We start from the raw sequence: 16,916 nt of genomic DNA on the forward strand, positions 1-16,916 counted from the left end.
AGCCTATCCAGGCAAGCCGATCGTCAGACCAGGTTCAGCGTTGGCGCACGGACCGTTGTCGCTTGTTGGATCGCCCCCCGATCAAGCCTGTGGATTCCAGCGAACAGCGGATCAGCAGCCCCAGGATCACCAGGCTCGACATCAGCGAGTTGCCGCCGTAGCTGATCAAGGGCAGCGGCAGACCGGTGGTGGGCATCGCCCCAGAAGCCACCGCAATGTTCAGGATCGACTGGCCCACCAGGATCGTGGTGCAGCCGATGGCCACGAGCCGTGCCTGGTTGCTGCGGCAGCGCAGGGCCACCCGCAGCCCCACCCAGGCCACCAGCATCAGGAACAGCAGCAGCAGCACCGAGCCCACAAATCCAAATTCCTCGGCGAACACCGCATAGATGAAGTCGGTGCTCTGGATCGGCAGGTATTGGAGTTTCTGGGTGGAGAGGCCATAGCCCTGCCCCATCAAACCGCCCGATCCGATCGCCAGCAGGCTCTGCACGAGCTGATAGCCATCTCCCATCGGGTCGTTCCAGGGATCTAGAAACGACACCACCCGGATCCGCTGGTATTCATTGATCAGGATGCTGGCGGTGCCCAGCAGTGATCCCGCCATGGCGGTGCCCAGAAGGCTGCGCCAGCGCAGGCCGGCGGCCAGGGCCACCATCCAGAGGGTGAGTCCCATTAGGGCTGCAGTGGAGAGGTTGGGCTGCTTGAGGATCAGCAGCAGCAGCCCGCCGAAGCTGCCAAGCCATAGCAGCTTCTGGTCGAGGCTCATTCGGTTCCATGGGGCGAACAGGTTGGCGGCCTGCAGCACCACAAAGGGTTTCACCAGCTCCGAGGGCTGCATCTGCAGTGGCCCCAGCACCAGCCAGCGGCTGGCGCCGTTCACTGTGGTGCCCATCACCAAGGTGGCGGCGATCAGAAGGCAGCCCATCCACAGCCCCGGGCCTGACCAGCGCAGCCAGCGCCGCAAGCTTGTGGAGATTGTGATGGCCAGCAGACTCCAGCTGGCCATCAGCCAGATCGCCTGCCGTTTGAGGTAAAAGCCGCCGTCGCCCATTTCCCGTAGGGCTACCCACCAACTCGCTGACGCCAGCACCACCAGCCCTGCCACACTCCAGAACCCGGCAAGCCCCATGAGCAGGCGAGCTTCTGCTGGCCAGAGCTGCCACGGTAAGGGGAGAAGCCGCTGGACCAGAGCCGGCTTCTGAGTCTCTGGTCTACCCCGTCGTCTCGAAGTTCTTTGTAGGGCTGTCGCTTGACCCAAACGTTTGCTCAAACAGCGTCAATGCTCCATTGAGCCGTGAAATAGTTGCCTTGCCAAGACACTGATTAAACAGAATTGTTGTCTGGGAGTCTTTGCAGGACTTGGTGAGCAGGAGCTTCGCTCAAGCAATGTTCAACCGTTCATGCTCAACTTCCCACTGCACATGGGATCCCCAGGATTGCTGGCGAACCCAGCAACGTCCTCCGCGGCAGTGAAGCACCTGGAAGGGCGGTAGGTCGGAGGGCTGGTTATCAAGCCGCACAAAGCTGCCCGGCCGCAGCAACGGCACCACCTTGGCGGGTTGGGGTCGGTGGCTGGACACGTCCCTCGACGCGAATTGGCAAAATCCTCTAGGCAGAACACGCTGCAGCCGCTGGATCGCCGGTTTTCTTCGGGATCGGTCTGCTTTTATGTCGCAATGGCGTCCAAACAGCGTCTTGATCTTGAACTCCTGACCCGTGGATTGGTCAGTTCGCGCCAACAGGCGCAGCAATTGATTCGTGCTGGCAAGGTTCGTGATGGTGCCGGGACCCTGTTGGATAAGCCCGGAACGGAGGTGACGCCGGAGCGAGAACTGCGAGTAGAGCAGCCCCCTCGCTTTGTCTCTCGAGGGGGCGAAAAACTGCTGGCGGGCTTGAAGGCCTTCCCTGTGCGGGTGGAGGGGCGCGTCTGCCTGGATGGCGGCATCTCCACCGGTGGCTTTACCGATTGTCTGCTGCAGCATGGCGCCACTTGTGTTTATGGCGTTGATGTGGGCTACGGCCAGACGGCCTGGAGCCTGCGAACTGACGAACGGGTGGTGCTGCGGGAACGCACCAACCTGCGCCATCTGCAGCCCGACGATCTCTACGGGGCCGACGACCCCTGGCCCAGTTTGGCTGTCACCGATGTGTCGTTCATTTCACTGCGGCTGATTCTTCCTGCGTTGCGCCGGTTGTTGCGGGGGCCTGACACCGATGCGCTTGTGCTGGTGAAGCCGCAGTTTGAGGTGGGCAAGAGCCGCGTCGGCAAGGGGGGCGTGGTGCGTGACCCTGCGGCCCACCGGGATGCCATTGAATCTGTGATTGCAGCGGCGGCAGAGTCGGGTTGGCAGCCCCAGGGTTTGGTGGCTTCGCCGATCACCGGGCCTGCCGGCAACCATGAGTACGTGCTCTGGTTGGGGGAGGGGAATGCCGCTGTTCTTCCGGATCTCGATGCTTTTGTGGCGCAGACCCTCCAAGGTTGATGGCCAATAAAAAAGCCCGGTGTTGAACCGGGCTTGTAATTCACTTTGGGGCGGAGTTCAGTTGCCGACGTTGACCTGCTGACCCCCGGTGCAGAGCTCCACCTTGATGATGCGACCGCCCTGCTTTTGAATCCGCTGTTGTTCAGCGAACCAGCTCTCGTAGGGCACCCACTTGGTGAAGAAGGTGTTCTGCAATTCGCGCTGCGTCCGAACCTTTTCAGGGCTGGGGATGCAGGCGGTGACTTTGAACAACCGCATGGGGCTCAGTTGCCGAGGCCGGAGCAGATGTAGTCGAAGTAGACACCCATTTCCTTGCCAGCGTCAGGGCCGACCAGTCCGGCGGTGACTTCCTTCATGGCTTGGATGGCCTGAACGGTGGCGCCGATGGGAACGCCCAGGGAGTTGTAGGTCTCCTTAAGGCCGTTCAGGACACGCTCGTCGAGGATCGAGGTGTCTCCAGCCAGCATGGCGTAGGTGGAATACCGCAGGTAGTAGTCCAGGTCGCGGATGCAGGCGGCATAGCGGCGGGTGGTGTACATGTTGCCGCCGGGACGGGTGATGTCCGAGTACAGCAGGGCCTTGGCAACGGCATCACGGATGATGGCCGAAGCATTGGCGCTGATGGTGGCAGCAGCGCGAACGCGCAGTTCACCACTGGCGAAATACGACTCGAGGTTGCTCATCGAAGCCGTGTCCAGGTAGAGGCCCTGGACGTCCGACTTGTTGATGACGTTGGTGATGGCGTCTTGCATGGATCCGTGAGGAGACGAGAGGGGAGTTCAGCGAGCGGTTCAGGCGAGGGCGCCAACCACGTAATCGAAGTAGGTGCCGGCTTCCTCTGCGTCGGCTCCAGTGAGAAGGCCCATGGCGACGATCTTCATCTCGCGCACGGCTTCTGCCATGGCTTCCAGGGGAGTGCCCAGGGAGCGGTAGAGCTCTTTCGCGCCGATCACACCGATCTCTTCGATCGGAGTCACGTCACCGGCAACGATGCCGTAAGTGACAAGGCGGAGGTAGTAGTCCATGTCGCGCAGACATGTGGCAGTCATCTCTTCGCCGTAGGCATTGCCGCCGGGAGAGATGACGTCGGGACGCTTTTGGAACAGCTGACCACCAGCCTGCTTGACGATGCGCTCGCGGCTCTCGCACAGGACCTGGGCCACGCGTAGACGGCGTTGACCGCCGGTTACGAAGGCTTTGATCTGGTCGAGTTCGCCAGGGCTGAGGTAGCGGGCTTCGGCGTCCGCGTTGATGATCGAGTTGGAGACGATGCTCATGCAGTTCTGCCTCGAAACAAGCGGCCGCCCGTAGGAGACCGGTATCCGGTGAATAAGGGGTGATCCCGAAGGATCGGGTCTCAGACTAAAGGCTGAGACAGGGGGTCGAAGCGTCGGGAGTGAGACTTGTTCACAACGATCAACAGGGATCGTTGTGGCCTCGCTCCGTTGGAATCGGCTGAGGCATTCTGCGCTGGCGATGGCCTGGGTCTTTTGCCCGGGTAACAGTTCTTCACGGCCTGAGTCGTGCCAGGAAAGCCGTTGCCATGACTGCGATTTGCGTTGTCAAATTGGAGGGTTCCAAGACGCAAGAAACGATCCCGATGAAGCGGTACTTCACCGGGATCCAATGACAAACAACCGCTGTGAATTGGGGCGGTTGTTTGTCAGGAAAATGGCCGTTTGGCTCAGATCGCGTCGCCCGTTGGGGGATTCAGGCCGGCATTGCCGCGGTAGAGCGAAGCCGTGCGCTGGATGGTGGCTTGACTGACCCCTGAAGCAGTCGTCATGCCCTCGATGCGCGGCACTGTTGAGCTGATCCGTTCCGCCAACAGTTCGGTGACGGCTGCACCCTGACCTGCTTGTGCGCGGGTGATCAGGAAGCGGCTGGTTTCCGCTGGGGTAGTGGCCCGGCCTAGTAGCGCCATACCTGCCGCGGATGCGGCCCGAAGCGGAGCCATGGAGGCGATCCGGCTTTGGAAGGCCTCGCTCATGGCCACTTCAGCAATGAAATCGGGTAGGTCGATGTCCTGATTGCGCAGCCGTGACTCGGCGGAGACCAGGCGCTCGCTTTCCGTTGGAACACGGTTCAGCAGCTGACGGTATGTCGCATCGAGCACGGTACGAAGTTCAGATTCACTGCAGGGCTGTTTCAGCTCAAGCATCGCCGGGAGCCCAGCCCGCAGCTGGAATCCAGACGCATCGGCGTTTGCCAATGCTTGCCCCATGGTTGAAAGGGCCTGGGTCTTCCCGGCCGCGGCGGAGCGGCTCTTGACAGTCCAGGTGGGGCCATCGAGTTTGCTTGGCTCGGAACTGCTGGCCCGACGCATCGGGAAACCGGTTTTCTTCGAGGCCAGGCTTTGCTGGCGCACCACCGACAACCAACGGGTGTCGGCGCCGCTGGCTCCACTGGTGGGCGTCCAGGTTCCTTGCGAGGCCTGCTGCGTGTCGACCAAGTTGCGCGGTGTGATGGTGCCACTGCTGCGGAAACCTTCCGCTGGCCGCGCTTCTGGGCGGCTGCTCTGGGTGAGATCAGCAACGGCGGCAAGGTTGAGCGGACGAGCCCAGCCGGGAGCACGACGTGCGTTCACATCGCCTGGGGTGATGAATCGCTCGAAGGGGACTGTGTCGGATCCGAAGGCTTCGCTGTATTCGCGGCTGTCGATCAGCGCGTCTACAACGCCATAGAAGCCGTGGCGGGCAGCGGTGTCGAACAGGGCATCAATTTCCCAGCGGCCGAAAGTGGGCCGTCCGAGCAGACGGCGGTGCATCACTTCGATCGCCTTCACGATGTAGAGGCCAGTCCAGTAGCGGCGACGGAAGGCATCAGAGCGGGCCACCGCTCGCACGAAATCCTTCAGGGAAATGTCGCCATTTTCGAGACGGGCTTCCGCAGAACCCATGCGCTCTCCCTCATAGCCGCCGTTGCCCAGCACCTGCACGTACACCGCCTTGATCACGGCTTGGGTGCTGGCTTCGGTGGTGCGAACGCTGGGGTTCCCGCCGCGACGGGGATTGACGGTTCCTCCGGTCGCGATCTGCTGCAGTCGAACCACCCGTGGCCCCACCTTGCGGGGGCGGCTTCCACGAAAGCTGGCGCTGTTCTGCTGTCCGGGGCTGTTGAGACCGTTACTCACAAGTAGGCGACGGCTGTCGTAGCCGTAGGGCGCCGGCCTTGTGGCCAACGAGGCGGTTCCGCTCGGGAAGATGGCGCCGTACTGGTTCGCCACCGGATCATTGCCGCCGCCGTAGACGTGCTGATCAGCAAAGGGCTGGCGGTAGGAGGCGTAAAGGGTGACGTACTGCGGTGCGCCATCGAAGGGGGCGCTGAACTTGAACAGCTTGCGGTTGGAGCCCCAACCGGCGCTTTCCTGGGCTTCAGTGCCGAGATCCCGGAGGTAGGGAACGGTCTCCTCACCGAAGGCCTGGGCGTATTCCGAGGAATTCACCAGCACATCAACCAGGCCATTAAGGCCCTGGTCGCTAAGGATCGCGAACGACTTACGGAATTCCTCGAGGGAGCTGATGCCCCGGCCGAGGAAGTGGCGGTAAGCCAGTTCCACCACGCGGCTGTTGACGAAACCGTCGTGGAACTGCTGGCGATATTCCTTGCTGCGGCCGAGGGCGCGAACGAATTCGCGCATTGAAATCTGCCCCTGGGCGACGGCACTGGCTTTGTCCGCGCAGGGGGTCTGGGAGTAGCCCTTGGCGATGTCGCGCTCAAACACCTGGCGGTAGGCGGCACGAATGATTTCTGCTTTCTCGGCTCCGGAGAGACCCGGTCGCATTTCAAACAGCTGGTGTCCCTCTGAGGCCAGGGCGTAGATCGCTGGCAGCTGCAGGCCTTGTTGCACCGCACTTCCCTGACGCTGCTTGGTGCTGGGGGTGGGGATGGCCAGTTCCTGCAACAGCACGTTGAAGCAGTCGATGGTCATCTGACGGGCTTCAGGACGATCCCGCAGCAGTTCCGCTGAGGCGGCCCGCATCTCCTGAAGGGCCACGTTGGTGGCCGCCAGGGAGCAATTCTCCAGAAGGATGTCTCGCAGGCCGCGGGTGTTCACCGCAAGGATGCTGGGGTCTCCAGCCACCAGTGCATAGCCCACGTAGCGCAGGAACCAACCCATGTCGCGCACCGACTTGCGCATGAAGGCCGGGCCGTATTTGGCCACACTTATGGCGTTGAAACCGGTGGGGAGCACAACCCGTACGTCGGCATCGCCACCGGCTCCTTCCAGAAGGCGGCTAAGGAAGTTGCCACGCTTGGTGCTGTCGCTGTCGCCGGTGAAGGTACGCACCGACTGCTCAAAAGCGGCTTGGTCAGCCGCCAGCGGCGTGCCTTCACCACCAGTTCGGCGTCCGCTTTCGCCCGTTGTGAGTGGCGCTTCAAGGAAGGAGAGAGGCGTTCCTCCCACAAAAATTCTGTTGGCGGCGCGGGCCACGATGGCCTCGGCGTTGGCCGCAATGATCCGGGACGCTTCGATCCGGTCCTGACCGGTTCGGAAGAAGGTCACAAGACTGTCGAGTTCCCCGTTGTCTGGGAAACGGTCCTGCTGCTCCGCCTGACGGACGCTGGAGAGCGGCAGCGTGTCGAACAGTTGGGGAGACACGCGCGGGCTGCCGCTGCTGGCGGTCACTGTCATCGACGAAAGCAAGCCGGATCGCGACACGTTACGGCTGCCGGGATGGCGCTCCGCGGCCCCATGAACAAATGTTTGCAGGCTTTGTGGAGCCGTAGTGGATTGATGGGTCTGGCGTGAAAAGCTCGCAGGCGCCGAATCTTCGCTGCATGACCCACCCCAAGCCCAGTGATGCTGCGACTCCTGTGGTGAGTGCGTTCTATGACCGCTTTCCCTTTCCGGGGGATCCGCTGCAGGACGGACCACCTCCGGGATACAACTGGCGTTGGTGTCACCGCAGTGTGCTGGCAGCAGTGCATGGGCGGATCCCCTCCGGAACGGAGCAGCCGCGGATCCTTGATGCCGGCTGCGGCACAGGGGTCAGCACCGATTACCTCTGTCATCTCAACCCGGGTGCGGATGTGCTCGGGGTGGATATCAGTGATGGGGCCCTGGCGGTGGCGCGGGAACGCTGTCAGCGCTCCGGAGCGGCTCAGAAGGTGAACGCGTTGCGTCAGGAGCAACGCAGCCTTCTGGATCTCGGCGACGAAGGATCTTTCGACTACATCAACTCGGTGGGGGTGTTGCATCACCTGGATCAGCCAGAAGCGGGGCTGCGCTCCCTGGCGGATCGCTTGGCACCGTCTGGTCTTCTGCACCTCTTCCTTTATGCCGATGCGGGTCGCTGGGAGATCCACCGGACGCAGAAAGCTCTGAATCTTCTGAATGCCGGTACAGGGCAAGAGGGCCTGCGTCTTGGCCGGGAGCTGTTCGAGACCCTGCCCGAGAGCAATCGCCTTGCGCGTCATCACCGTGAACGCTGGGCCGTTGATTGCGCGCCTGATGCCAACTTTGCGGACATGTACCTGCACCCGCAGGAGACCAGTTACAACCTCGAACGTCTCTTCGCGTTCATCGAAACGGCGGGTCTGCATTTCGCCGGCTTCTCCAATCCGGAGGTCTGGGATCCGGACCGCCTTCTTCAAGGTGAGCTGCTGGAGCGAGCCCAGGCCTTGCCACCGCGTCAGCAGTGGGAGCTTGTGGAACAGCTGGATCCCGACATCAGCCACTTCGAGTTCTTTCTTTCTGCTGCACCGGTGGAGCGAGCCCGTTGGAGTGATGAGGCCCTCGGATTGGCCAGGGGTTTGGTTCAGCCCTGTCTCTGGGGGGAACCCGATCCAATTCTTGGTCGCAACATGGAGCCGATTCAGCTCAGTGATGCCGACCGAACCCTGCTGCGGACTGTCGCTGAGAAGCCTGAACAGACATTGGGGGCCCTTGCGTCTCCTGATCAGATCCGCAATCTTGTGGATCGACAGCTGCTTCTGTTGCAGGAATAACAGCAGCGAACGCGTGATAGATTCCGCGCGCCATTTCAGGCAGCGCTTGGAAGATTTTTACCGTCTTCAACGTCGCCTGCTGTTGGCCACCGTTCTGGTGTCCCTCGTCACGGTTCCGATCGTGGCCCTCACCATGAATCTCTCGGTGGCCGGCAGTGTTCTTGTGGGCTCATGCGCCGGACTTTTGTACGTGCGTTTGCTAGCTCGCAGTGTGGCCCGGCTCAGTGACCAGTCCCGTGGACTGGGGCGTTTTCAGCTCATCGTTCCAACCCTGCTTGTGGTTGGTTCGGCCAAGCTGCCTCAACTCGATCTGTTGCCGGCCTTCCTGGGATTCCTTCTCTACAAGCCCGCCCTGATTCTTCAGCACGTCTTCGACGACCGCTGAGTCTGAGCACTTTTATCTGCACCCATGGCTTTGTTGCCCTTACCACTCCCGTTCGCTGAACTGGAAGTGGGTCACCACCTGTACTGGCAGATCGGCGATCTGTATCTGCACGGCCAGGTGTTCCTGAGCTCCTGGATCCTGATCGGCATCCTCCTCGCTGTGGTGCTTGCTGGCACCCGCGGGATGAAGCGTGACCCGATCGGTCTGCAGAACCTGCTCGAATTCCTCTGGAATTTCATCCGCGACATCGCCCGCGACAACATCGGCGAGAAGTACTACCGCGACTGGCTGCCGTTCATCGGCACCCTGTTTCTATTCATCTTCGTGAGCAACTGGGGCGGAGCCCTGATCCCTTGGAAGATCTTCGAACTTCCCGAGGGTGAGCTTGGTGCTCCCACTGCAGACATCAACACCACTGTGGCGATGGCTCTGCTTGTGTCACTGGCGTACTTCTATGCCGGTTTGAGCCGTAAGGGTCTGCGCTTCTTCGAGCTGTACGTGGAGCCGACCCCAATCATGCTCCCGTTCAAGATCATCGAGGAATTCACCAAGCCTCTCTCCCTCTCCTTCCGTCTGTTCGGAAACATCCTTGCCGACGAATTGGCTGTTGGGGTGCTGGTGTATCTGGTGCCGCTGATCGTGCCTCTGCCCGTGATGCTTCTGGGTCTCTTCACCAGTGCCATCCAGGCTCTGATCTTTGCGACCCTGGCCTCCTTTTACATCGGTGAAGGCCTTCACGAGGCTCACTAAAACCTCTCCCCTCTATCGCCTGAGAACGGCGATCTGCTAAACACATCCGCGCGCAGGTCCGGCATTGCACCCGGGCCCGTTCCTTCGGGAATGTCCCTGCGCGGGGGGAACCGATCCCCAAGTCCATTCCGTACAGCGCTTTCCAGCGCTTCCCCTTACACCACCCAACATGGATTCCATCACCTCCGCCGCTTCCGTTGTGGCTGCTGGCCTGGCAGTCGGCCTCGCCGCCATCGGCCCTGGTATCGGTCAGGGCACCGCGTCCGGCGGCGCTGTTGAGGGCATCGCCCGTCAGCCCGAAGCCGAAGGCAAGATCCGCGGCACCCTGCTGCTGTCACTGGCGTTCATGGAATCGCTGACCATCTACGGCCTGGTGGTGGCTCTGGTGCTCCTGTTCGCCAACCCCTTCGCCGGCTGATCAGTGCAGGGGGATCGCTGATCCCCCTTCTGAACTCCTTGTTTCGATTCCTTCCCAGCGCACCTTTCCATGACCTGGCTTCTGCTCGCTGAAGCAGGTGTTCCGGAGGGAGGTCTTTTTGACCTCGATGCCACCCTTCCGCTGATGGCGGTTCAGGTGGTTCTCCTCACCTTCCTGCTCAATGTTCTCTTCTTCCGTCCGGTCGGCAAGGTCGTGGAAGATCGTGAGGGCTATATCTCCACCAGTCGTGCTGATGCCAAACAGAAGCTCGCCCAGGTTGAACGCCTGGAAGCTGATCTGGCTGAACAGCTGAAAGGTGCCCGCCAGGCCGCTCAGGCCGTGATTGTTGAGGCGGAACAAGAAGTTGATCGGCTGTATCGCGAGGCGCTGGCCCAGGCGGAAGCTGAAGCCAACCGCACCAAAGAGGAAAGCCGTCGTGCCATCGAGGCCGAGCGTGAGTCCGCCCGCACCCAGCTCAAGGGTCAGGTGGATCAGCTGAGCACCACGATCATCAACCGTTTGCTGGCTGCGTGATGACACTCAATCTCAATCCGCTCGAGACCAATCTGGTCAACCTGGTCATCGTGATCGGGCTCCTGTTTTGGTTCCTGCGTGGGTTCCTTGGAGGAATCCTTGAACGCCGCCGCGCCGCCATTCTTCAGGAGTTGCAGGACGCTGAGTCCCGCCTGAAAACCGCCACCGAAAACCTGAGCCAGGCCCAGTCCGAATTGGCTGCTGCTCAGCAGAAAGCCGAAAAGATTCGTGCCGATGGTCAGGCCCGCGCTGAAGGCATTCGTGCCGAAGGCGAGAAGCGCACCATTTCTGTGATGGCAGCCATCAAGGCTGGTGCTGATGCCGATGCTGAAGCCGACGCTGCTCGAATCAAGGACAGCCTGCGTCGTGAGGCCGCTCTGGCGGCAATCGACAAGGCCCTTGCCGAACTTCCTGGTCGTCTTGATGCCAGTGCTCAGGCCAAGTTGATCGATTCCACCATCAAAAATCTGGAGAACGCCTGATGCCTCTCCTCAATTCTCTCGCCACCCCTTACGCCGAAGCACTGCTTCAGGTCACTGAGGCCCGGGGTGAGTCTGAAACCGTTGCCGATCAATGCAAGCAATTGCTTGAGATCTGGAACGACTCCGAAGACTTCCGCGACGCCATGGTGTCCCCGGTTCTTGAGCCGGACGCCAAGAAGAAAGCCCTCAAGGCGCTTGTGGGTGAGGATGTCACTCCTTCAGTTTTCAACCTGCTGAAGGTGCTGGCTGACCGCCAACGACTCATCGCTTTTGATGCAGTGATGCTTCGCTATCTCGAGCTTTATCGGGAACAGCAGGGCATCACGCTGGCCCAGGTCCGCTCTGCTCAAAGCCTCACTGAGGATCAACAGGCGGCACTGTCCAAAAAGGTGCAGGCCATGGCCGGCACCAACAAGGTCGACATCGACCTCAGTGTGGATCCGTCCTTAATCGGCGGTTTCGTCGTGAGTCTCGGATCTCAGGTGATCGACGCCAGCCTGTCTGGCCAGGTTCGTCGCCTTGGTCTGGCACTCGCCAAGGCGAGCTGACCTCACTCTTTCCTCCACCGCTCCTTCCTCCCCAACTCCCAGCTGGGATCACACGCCATGGTTTCCATCCGTCCTGACGAGATCAGCGCCATCCTCAAGAAGCAGATTGAGGACTACGACAAGTCGGTTTCCGTCAGCAATGTCGGCACCGTTCTGACCGTGGGCGACGGCATCGCCCGTGTCTACGGCCTGCAGCAAGCCATGGCCGGCGAACTCATTGAATTTGAGGACGGCACCGAAGGCATCGCCCTGAACCTCGAAGACGACAACGTCGGCGCGGTGCTGATGGGTGAGGGATATGGCATTCAGGAAGGCAGCACGGTGAAGGCCACCGGCAAGATCGCTGCTGTCCCCGTTGGTGAAGCCATGCTGGGCCGGGTGGTGAACTCCCTGGGCCGCGCCATCGATGGCAAGGGCGAAATCGCCACCAGCGAAACGCGCCTGATTGAATCCATGGCGCCTGGCATCATTCAGCGCAAGTCGGTTCACGAGCCGATGCAGACCGGCATCACCGCCATCGACGCGATGATCCCTGTCGGCCGTGGCCAGCGCGAGCTGATCATTGGTGACCGCCAGACCGGCAAGACCGCTATCGCGATCGACACGATCCTGAACCAGGCGGATCAGGACATGATCTGCGTCTACGTCGCCGTGGGTCAGAAGGCTGCTTCCGTGGCCAACGTTGTTGAGGTTCTGCGCGAGCGCGGCGCCCTCGATTACACCGTGATCGTGGCCGCCAACGCTTCCGAGCCCGCTGCATTGCAGTACTTGGCCCCGTACACCGGCGCCACCATTGCCGAGTACTTCATGTACAAGGGCAAGGCCACCCTGGTGATCTACGACGATCTCTCCAAGCAGGCTGCCGCCTACCGCCAGATGTCGCTTCTGCTGCGTCGTCCGCCCGGTCGTGAGGCATATCCCGGTGACGTCTTCTATTGCCACAGCCGTCTGCTCGAGCGTGCAGCCAAGTTGTCTGACGCCATGGGCAAGGGTTCCATGACCGCCCTGCCGATCATCGAAACCCAAGCCGGTGACGTTTCGGCTTACATCCCTACCAACGTGATTTCGATCACGGACGGTCAGATCTTCCTCAGCTCCGACCTCTTCAACTCCGGTCTGCGTCCTGCGATCAACGTGGGTATTTCCGTGAGCCGGGTGGGCGGTGCTGCCCAAACCAAGGCCATCAAGAAGATCGCCGGCACCCTGAAGTTGGAGCTGGCCCAGTTTGACGAGCTGGCTGCCTTCTCTCAGTTCGCTTCTGACCTGGATGCTTCCACTCAGCAGCAGCTGGAGCGCGGCAAGCGTCTGCGTGAACTGCTGAAGCAGCCTCAGTTCAGCCCCCTGATCCTGGCTGAACAGGTCGCCATCGTTTACGCCGGTGTGAAGGGCCTGATCGACGACGTCCCCGTCGACAAGGTCGTCGACTTCTCCCGTGAACTGCGTGAGTATCTCAAGTCGAACAAGGCTGAGTTCATCACCGAAATCCAGGAGAAGAAAGTGATGAGTCCTGAGGCTGAGGCGATCCTTAAGGACGCCATCACCGAAGTCGTGTCCACCATGGTCGCTTCCGCGGCCTGAAGGAGCTGCCGACATGGCGAATCTCAAAGAAATCCGAGACCGAATTAAGTCGGTCAAAAACACCCGCAAGATCACCGAGGCCATGCGTCTCGTGGCTGCGGCCAAGGTGCGCCGCGCCCAGGAGCAAGTGCTCCGCAGTCGTCCCTTCGCGGATCGGCTGGCGCGGATTCTGGAAAACCTCCAGTCCCGCATGCGTTTCGAAGATGCGGCCTCTCCTCTGATGCAGCAACGTGATGTGGAGACCATCACTCTGGTTGCGGTCACTGGTGATCGCGGCCTGTGTGGTGGCTACAACGCCAACATCATCAAGCGCACCGAACAGCGTTTTGCTGAGCTGAAGGGCAAGGGCTTCGATGTGAAGCTGCTGCTGATTGGCACCAAAGCCATCGGCTATTTCACCCGTCGTGATTATCCGATTCAGGCCACCTTCTCCGGCCTGGAACAGGTTCCTACCGCCGATGAGGCCAACTCGATCTCCACGGATCTGCTGGCTGAATTCCTGGCTGAAAGCACCGATCGCGTCGAGCTGATCTTCACCAAGTTCCTCAACCTGGTGAGCTGCAAGCCCGTGGTTCAGACCCTGCTGCCCTTGGATCCCCAGGACATCGCTGATCCTGAGGATGAGATTTTCCGTCTCACCACTAAGGACGGCCTTCTGACAGTGGAGCCCGGTGCAGGCCCTGCCAACACGGAGCCGAAGATCCCTTCGGACATCGTGTTTGAGCAGACCCCCGAACAGTTGCTCAATGCGCTGCTCCCCCTGTATCTGCAGAACCAGATGCTGCGTTCACTGCAGGAATCGGCAGCTTCTGAGCTGGCCAGCCGGATGACGGCCATGAACAACGCCAGCGATAACGCCAAGGAGTTGGCCAAGACCCTCACCCTTGACTACAACAAGGCCCGTCAGGCTGCGATTACCCAGGAGATCCTGGAAGTTGCAGGCGGTGCCGCAGCGGTCGGCTGATCATCTCGATCGAGTCTTGGAAAGCCGGTCCCTCGGGGCCGGTTTTTTTGTGCCGTGCTTACGGTTAAGCGGAGGGGTTTGAGGGTGTCGGCGTGCTTCAGCTTCATCAGCTCTTCCCCACCGTGGTGGCAACCACTCAAATTCCCCTCGATCCCCTGCAGCAGGCGTCCTGCATGCAGGCCCTGCTGAGGCTTCGCGGCGAGGCCGAGGGCAACCCCAGCGAAGGGTGCGCCTGGACGGGTGACCTGCATGGGGTGTGGCAGATCCATCAACAGGAGCCCTTTCAGGCTCTGGCCCAGCGGGTGGTGGATCAGGCCTGGAGCTACCTCGATGCGTTGGGCTTCACTCGCAACCAAGTGGCCCTGCATCTGCAGCGTTGCTGGCCTGTGATCAGCGATTGGGATCAAGCGGTTGGACGGCACCATCACCCCAATGCCCATCTCAGCGCTGTTCTTTACCTCTCGGGCACGGGCTCCGGTGAGGAGGGCGTGTTGCGCCTGCATGCGTCCCATCAACCCAATGAGTTAGTGGCGGGTTTGGCGGTGGGTTATGGCGGTCCGATTGCTGAAGGCCATCCGTTGAATCAGTCCCACTGGGATCTGGCCCCACGCCCGGGTTTGCTTGTGCTGTTTCCGTCGAGCCTGCAGCACAGCGTTCTGCCTAACGACGACCCAGACGAGCTGCGCTGTTCCATCAGTTTTGATTTCGTGCTGACTGCTCCGGAGCAGGGTGGCTCTCCGGAGTATCTGGCGCCCCACCCACGCTATTGGGGGGCGCTGGACAGGCCCATTGCCTGAGAGAATGCGGCCTCTTCCTTGTTGAACCCGGCATGTCCGACGTGGCCACTTACACCGTCCGCGCCGAGTTCGAAGGCGAAATTCACAGCTTTCCCTGCCGTGCCGACCAAACGGTTCTGAATGCAGCTGAGGCTGCTGGCATCACCCTTCCCAGCTCCTGCTGCTCTGGGGTCTGCACAACCTGTGCTGCGCTGGTCAGCGAGGGCAGTGTTGAGCAGCCCGACGCCATGGGTGTGAAAGGTGAGCTTCAGCAGCAGGGCTACAGCCTGCTGTGTGTGGCTTTCCCGCGGGCCGACCTCACCCTCAAGACGGGGCAAGAGGATGCGCTCTACGAAGCCCAGTTCGGTCAATATCAGAAGTGAGGCTCATCAGCCTGCAACTCCATTTCCTCTGGCCCGCTGATGTGCCGCTGGTGGAGCTGCGCAGCTGGATTCGCCAGCAGTTGGCTGAAGAGGGTGATGTGCTGCGTTGGGCCCTCACCGGGGTGGACTCCAGCGTCGATGCTGTTCGAACCCTTCAAGTGGAGGCAGTGATCAGCGCATGAGCGCGGCACCGATGCCAACGCTGATGCTGGTGCCGACGGGCATCGGTTGTGCCATCGGTGGCTATGCCGGTGATGCCCTGCCGTCAGCACGGTTGCTGGCTGCAGCAAGCGGCTGCCTGATCACCCACCCCAATGTGATGAATGGCGCTTCGCTCTATTGGAGCGATTCCCGTGTGCACTACGTGGAGGGCTATGGCCTCGATCGTTTTGCTGTGGGTGAGTGGGCCCTGCGGCCGGTGCGGCGGCAGCGTATTGGGCTGTTGTTGGATGCCGGCATCGAGTCCGAGCTGGCCCAGCGCCAGATTCAGGTGGCCGAGGGCTGCCGCGCCAGCTTGGGTTTGGACATCGGCCCGGTGATTTCAACGGATGCACCGCTTGATGTGACGCTCGAACGCGGTGCCAGTGGCGCCAGTTGGGGGCGACTGGGGGGGGGCGATGCCTTGTTGCGGGCTGGTGAACGCTTGAAGCAGGCCGGTGCGACGGCGATTGCGGTGGTGGCCCGCTTTCCGGAGGATCCGGAGAGTGAGGAGTTAGCGGCCTATCGCCAGGGGAGTGGCGTGGATGCTCTGGCCGGCGCTGAAGCGGTGATCAGCCACCTGCTGGTGAAGCACCTGCAGATCCCCTGTGCCCACGCGCCCGCTTTGGACCCGTTGCCCTTGGATCCGCAGCTTGATCCGAGGGCGGCGGGTGAGGAGCTCGGCTACACCTTCCTGGCTTGCGTCCTGGTGGGGCTGAGCCGAGCACCGGATCTGGTGACCGGCGACCGGCAACCCGGCGACCTTGATGCGGCGCGATTGGGGGCGGTTGTTGTTCCCGATGGAGCTCTCGGGGGGGAGGCGGTGCTGGCCTGCGTGGAGCGCAATTTGCCGGTGGTCTGCGTGGCTAATCCATCGGTGCTGTCGGTCTCTGCCGAAGCCCTTGGCTTGAGCCAGGGCGTTCTTCATGCCAGCAGTTACAGCGAGGCAGCAGGTTTGGTGCTGGCGCTGCGGGAAGGATTGAGTCCAGCATCCCTGGGCCGGCCATTGCCAGCGTTGCAACGGTTGGATTGATGCCTGACGGTTTTGGTGGAGCCCCTGATCAGAGCCCTTGCCCCTGTGGGGGCGGTGCTTATGGCAGCTGCTGTGGGCCCTTGCATCGCGGCGATCAGCAAGCTGAAACGGCTGAACAGTTGATGCGCTCCAGGTATTCAGCCTTTGCACGCGGCGAGATCGACTATCTGCTGGCCACCCATCCCGAGCCGGATGTTCCTGCACAGCAGCGGCGCCGTTCCCTGAAGCAGAGTTGCCGGCAGACCCGTTGGCTCGGATTGACCGTGCTTTCTGTCAGTGAAGGCGGCCCGCGAGATCTAGAAGGAACGGTGAAGTTTGAAGCTCGTTATCGGGGAGGGGTGCTGAAGGAAACCTCCCTATTTCAGCGTCGCGGTGGCGCGGAGGATGGCCCTTGGCTCTACATAAGTGCACTCCAATTGGAGGGCTAAC

At 61.3% G+C, this 16,916-nt stretch carries 21 protein-coding genes; 15 read left to right on the forward strand and 6 right to left on the reverse strand.

All coding sequences use genetic code 11. The features are described 5' to 3' along the window. Window positions 1–34 precede the first annotated feature (34 nt). Window positions 35–1,273, reverse strand: coding sequence for an FtsW/RodA/SpoVE family cell cycle protein (locus FZZ90_RS07710; protein WP_370631043.1), 1,239 nt, complete (start codon window positions 1,271–1,273; stop codon window positions 35–37). A gap of 109 nt (window positions 1,274–1,382) precedes the next feature. Further along, window positions 1,383–1,583, reverse strand: a complete 201-nt coding sequence (locus tag FZZ90_RS07715) for a hypothetical protein (protein WP_226425140.1) — start codon at window positions 1,581–1,583, stop codon at window positions 1,383–1,385. Window positions 1,584–1,679: 96 nt separating this feature from the next. On the opposite strand from FZZ90_RS07715, the gene FZZ90_RS07720 reads away from it, so the two are divergent. Beyond that, window positions 1,680–2,486, forward strand: coding sequence for a TlyA family RNA methyltransferase (locus FZZ90_RS07720; protein ID WP_226425141.1), 807 nt, complete (start codon window positions 1,680–1,682; stop codon window positions 2,484–2,486). 57 nt (window positions 2,487–2,543) lie between these two features. On the opposite strand, the gene FZZ90_RS07725 is transcribed toward FZZ90_RS07720, so the two are convergent. The 4 genes from FZZ90_RS07725 to FZZ90_RS07740 form a co-directional block, all read right to left on the reverse strand. Beyond that, a complete protein-coding gene (locus FZZ90_RS07725) occupies window positions 2,544–2,744 on the reverse strand; it encodes a phycobilisome linker polypeptide (protein ID WP_226425142.1) in 201 nt (66 codons plus the stop codon). Between the two features lie 5 nt (window positions 2,745–2,749). Further along, window positions 2,750–3,238, reverse strand: coding sequence for an allophycocyanin subunit beta (gene apcB / locus FZZ90_RS07730; RefSeq protein WP_028952778.1), 489 nt, complete (start codon window positions 3,236–3,238; stop codon window positions 2,750–2,752). A 39-nt stretch (window positions 3,239–3,277) separates the two neighbouring features. After that, window positions 3,278–3,763 (reverse strand): allophycocyanin, encoded by a 486-nt coding sequence (locus FZZ90_RS07735; protein ID WP_114989510.1) that lies wholly within the window; start codon window positions 3,761–3,763, stop codon window positions 3,278–3,280. Between the two features lie 407 nt (window positions 3,764–4,170). After that, entirely contained in the window at window positions 4,171–7,122 is a 2,952-nt protein-coding gene (locus FZZ90_RS07740) for a phycobilisome rod-core linker polypeptide (RefSeq protein WP_226425143.1), read from the reverse strand. 146 nt (window positions 7,123–7,268) lie between these two features. Between FZZ90_RS07740 and FZZ90_RS07745 the strand changes: the two genes are divergently transcribed. The 14 genes from FZZ90_RS07745 (at window position 7,269) to FZZ90_RS07810 (ending at window position 16,915) form a co-directional block, all read left to right on the forward strand. After that, window positions 7,269–8,438, forward strand: coding sequence for a class I SAM-dependent methyltransferase (locus tag FZZ90_RS07745; RefSeq protein ID WP_226425144.1), 1,170 nt, complete (start codon window positions 7,269–7,271; stop codon window positions 8,436–8,438). 46 nt (window positions 8,439–8,484) lie between these two features. Beyond that, window positions 8,485–8,823: a hypothetical protein gene (locus tag FZZ90_RS07750; protein WP_114989508.1), complete on the forward strand. Its 339-nt coding sequence runs from the start codon at window positions 8,485–8,487 to the stop codon at window positions 8,821–8,823. 24 nt (window positions 8,824–8,847) lie between these two features. After that, on the forward strand, window positions 8,848–9,573 hold the full coding sequence (gene atpB, locus FZZ90_RS07755; RefSeq protein ID WP_226425145.1) for a F0F1 ATP synthase subunit A: 726 nt from the start codon (window positions 8,848–8,850) through the stop codon (window positions 9,571–9,573). Between the two features lie 169 nt (window positions 9,574–9,742). Next, window positions 9,743–9,991 carry an ATP synthase F0 subunit C gene (atpE, locus tag FZZ90_RS07760; RefSeq protein ID WP_006851467.1) on the forward strand — a complete coding sequence of 83 codons (249 nt, stop codon included), beginning with the start codon at window positions 9,743–9,745 and terminating at the stop codon, window positions 9,989–9,991. A gap of 69 nt (window positions 9,992–10,060) precedes the next feature. Then, the gene (locus tag FZZ90_RS07765) at window positions 10,061–10,525 is read left to right on the forward strand and encodes a F0F1 ATP synthase subunit B' (RefSeq protein WP_006851720.1); all 465 of its coding nucleotides are present in this window, start codon (window positions 10,061–10,063) and stop codon (window positions 10,523–10,525) included. After that, window positions 10,525–11,007, forward strand: coding sequence for a F0F1 ATP synthase subunit B (locus FZZ90_RS07770; protein ID WP_226425146.1), 483 nt, complete (start codon window positions 10,525–10,527; stop codon window positions 11,005–11,007). The genes FZZ90_RS07765 and FZZ90_RS07770 overlap by 1 nt, the downstream gene beginning before the upstream one ends. Further along, complete coding sequence (atpH, locus tag FZZ90_RS07775; RefSeq protein ID WP_115093156.1) at window positions 11,007–11,555, forward strand: ATP synthase F1 subunit delta; 549 nt, start codon at window positions 11,007–11,009, stop codon at window positions 11,553–11,555. Before FZZ90_RS07770 ends, atpH begins: the two co-directional genes overlap by 1 nt. 57 nt (window positions 11,556–11,612) lie before the next feature. Then, window positions 11,613–13,133: a F0F1 ATP synthase subunit alpha gene (atpA, locus tag FZZ90_RS07780; RefSeq protein ID WP_011365131.1), complete on the forward strand. Its 1,521-nt coding sequence runs from the start codon at window positions 11,613–11,615 to the stop codon at window positions 13,131–13,133. A 13-nt stretch (window positions 13,134–13,146) separates the two neighbouring features. After that, a complete protein-coding gene (locus FZZ90_RS07785; protein WP_226413563.1) occupies window positions 13,147–14,097 on the forward strand; it encodes a F0F1 ATP synthase subunit gamma in 951 nt (316 codons plus the stop codon). A gap of 125 nt (window positions 14,098–14,222) precedes the next feature. After that, window positions 14,223–14,894: a putative 2OG-Fe(II) oxygenase gene (locus FZZ90_RS07790; protein WP_226425147.1), complete on the forward strand. Its 672-nt coding sequence runs from the start codon at window positions 14,223–14,225 to the stop codon at window positions 14,892–14,894. Between the two features lie 32 nt (window positions 14,895–14,926). Beyond that, entirely contained in the window at window positions 14,927–15,256 is a 330-nt protein-coding gene (locus FZZ90_RS07795) for a 2Fe-2S iron-sulfur cluster-binding protein (RefSeq protein ID WP_226425148.1), read from the forward strand. Continuing rightward, a complete protein-coding gene (locus tag FZZ90_RS07800) occupies window positions 15,253–15,438 on the forward strand; it encodes a hypothetical protein (protein WP_226425149.1) in 186 nt (61 codons plus the stop codon). Before FZZ90_RS07795 ends, FZZ90_RS07800 begins: the two co-directional genes overlap by 4 nt. Further along, window positions 15,435–16,487 (forward strand): DUF3326 domain-containing protein, encoded by a 1,053-nt coding sequence (locus FZZ90_RS07805; RefSeq protein ID WP_226425150.1) that lies wholly within the window; start codon window positions 15,435–15,437, stop codon window positions 16,485–16,487. The genes FZZ90_RS07800 and FZZ90_RS07805 overlap by 4 nt, the downstream gene beginning before the upstream one ends. Beyond that, window positions 16,487–16,915 carry a YchJ family protein gene (locus FZZ90_RS07810; RefSeq protein WP_226425151.1) on the forward strand — a complete coding sequence of 143 codons (429 nt, stop codon included), beginning with the start codon at window positions 16,487–16,489 and terminating at the stop codon, window positions 16,913–16,915. The genes FZZ90_RS07805 and FZZ90_RS07810 overlap by 1 nt, the downstream gene beginning before the upstream one ends. Window position 16,916: the final 1 nt, after the last annotated feature.

The sequence above is a fragment of the Synechococcus sp. MU1617 genome (genome assembly GCF_020514235.1).
GTDB lineage: Bacteria > Cyanobacteriota > Cyanobacteriia > PCC-6307 > Cyanobiaceae > Parasynechococcus.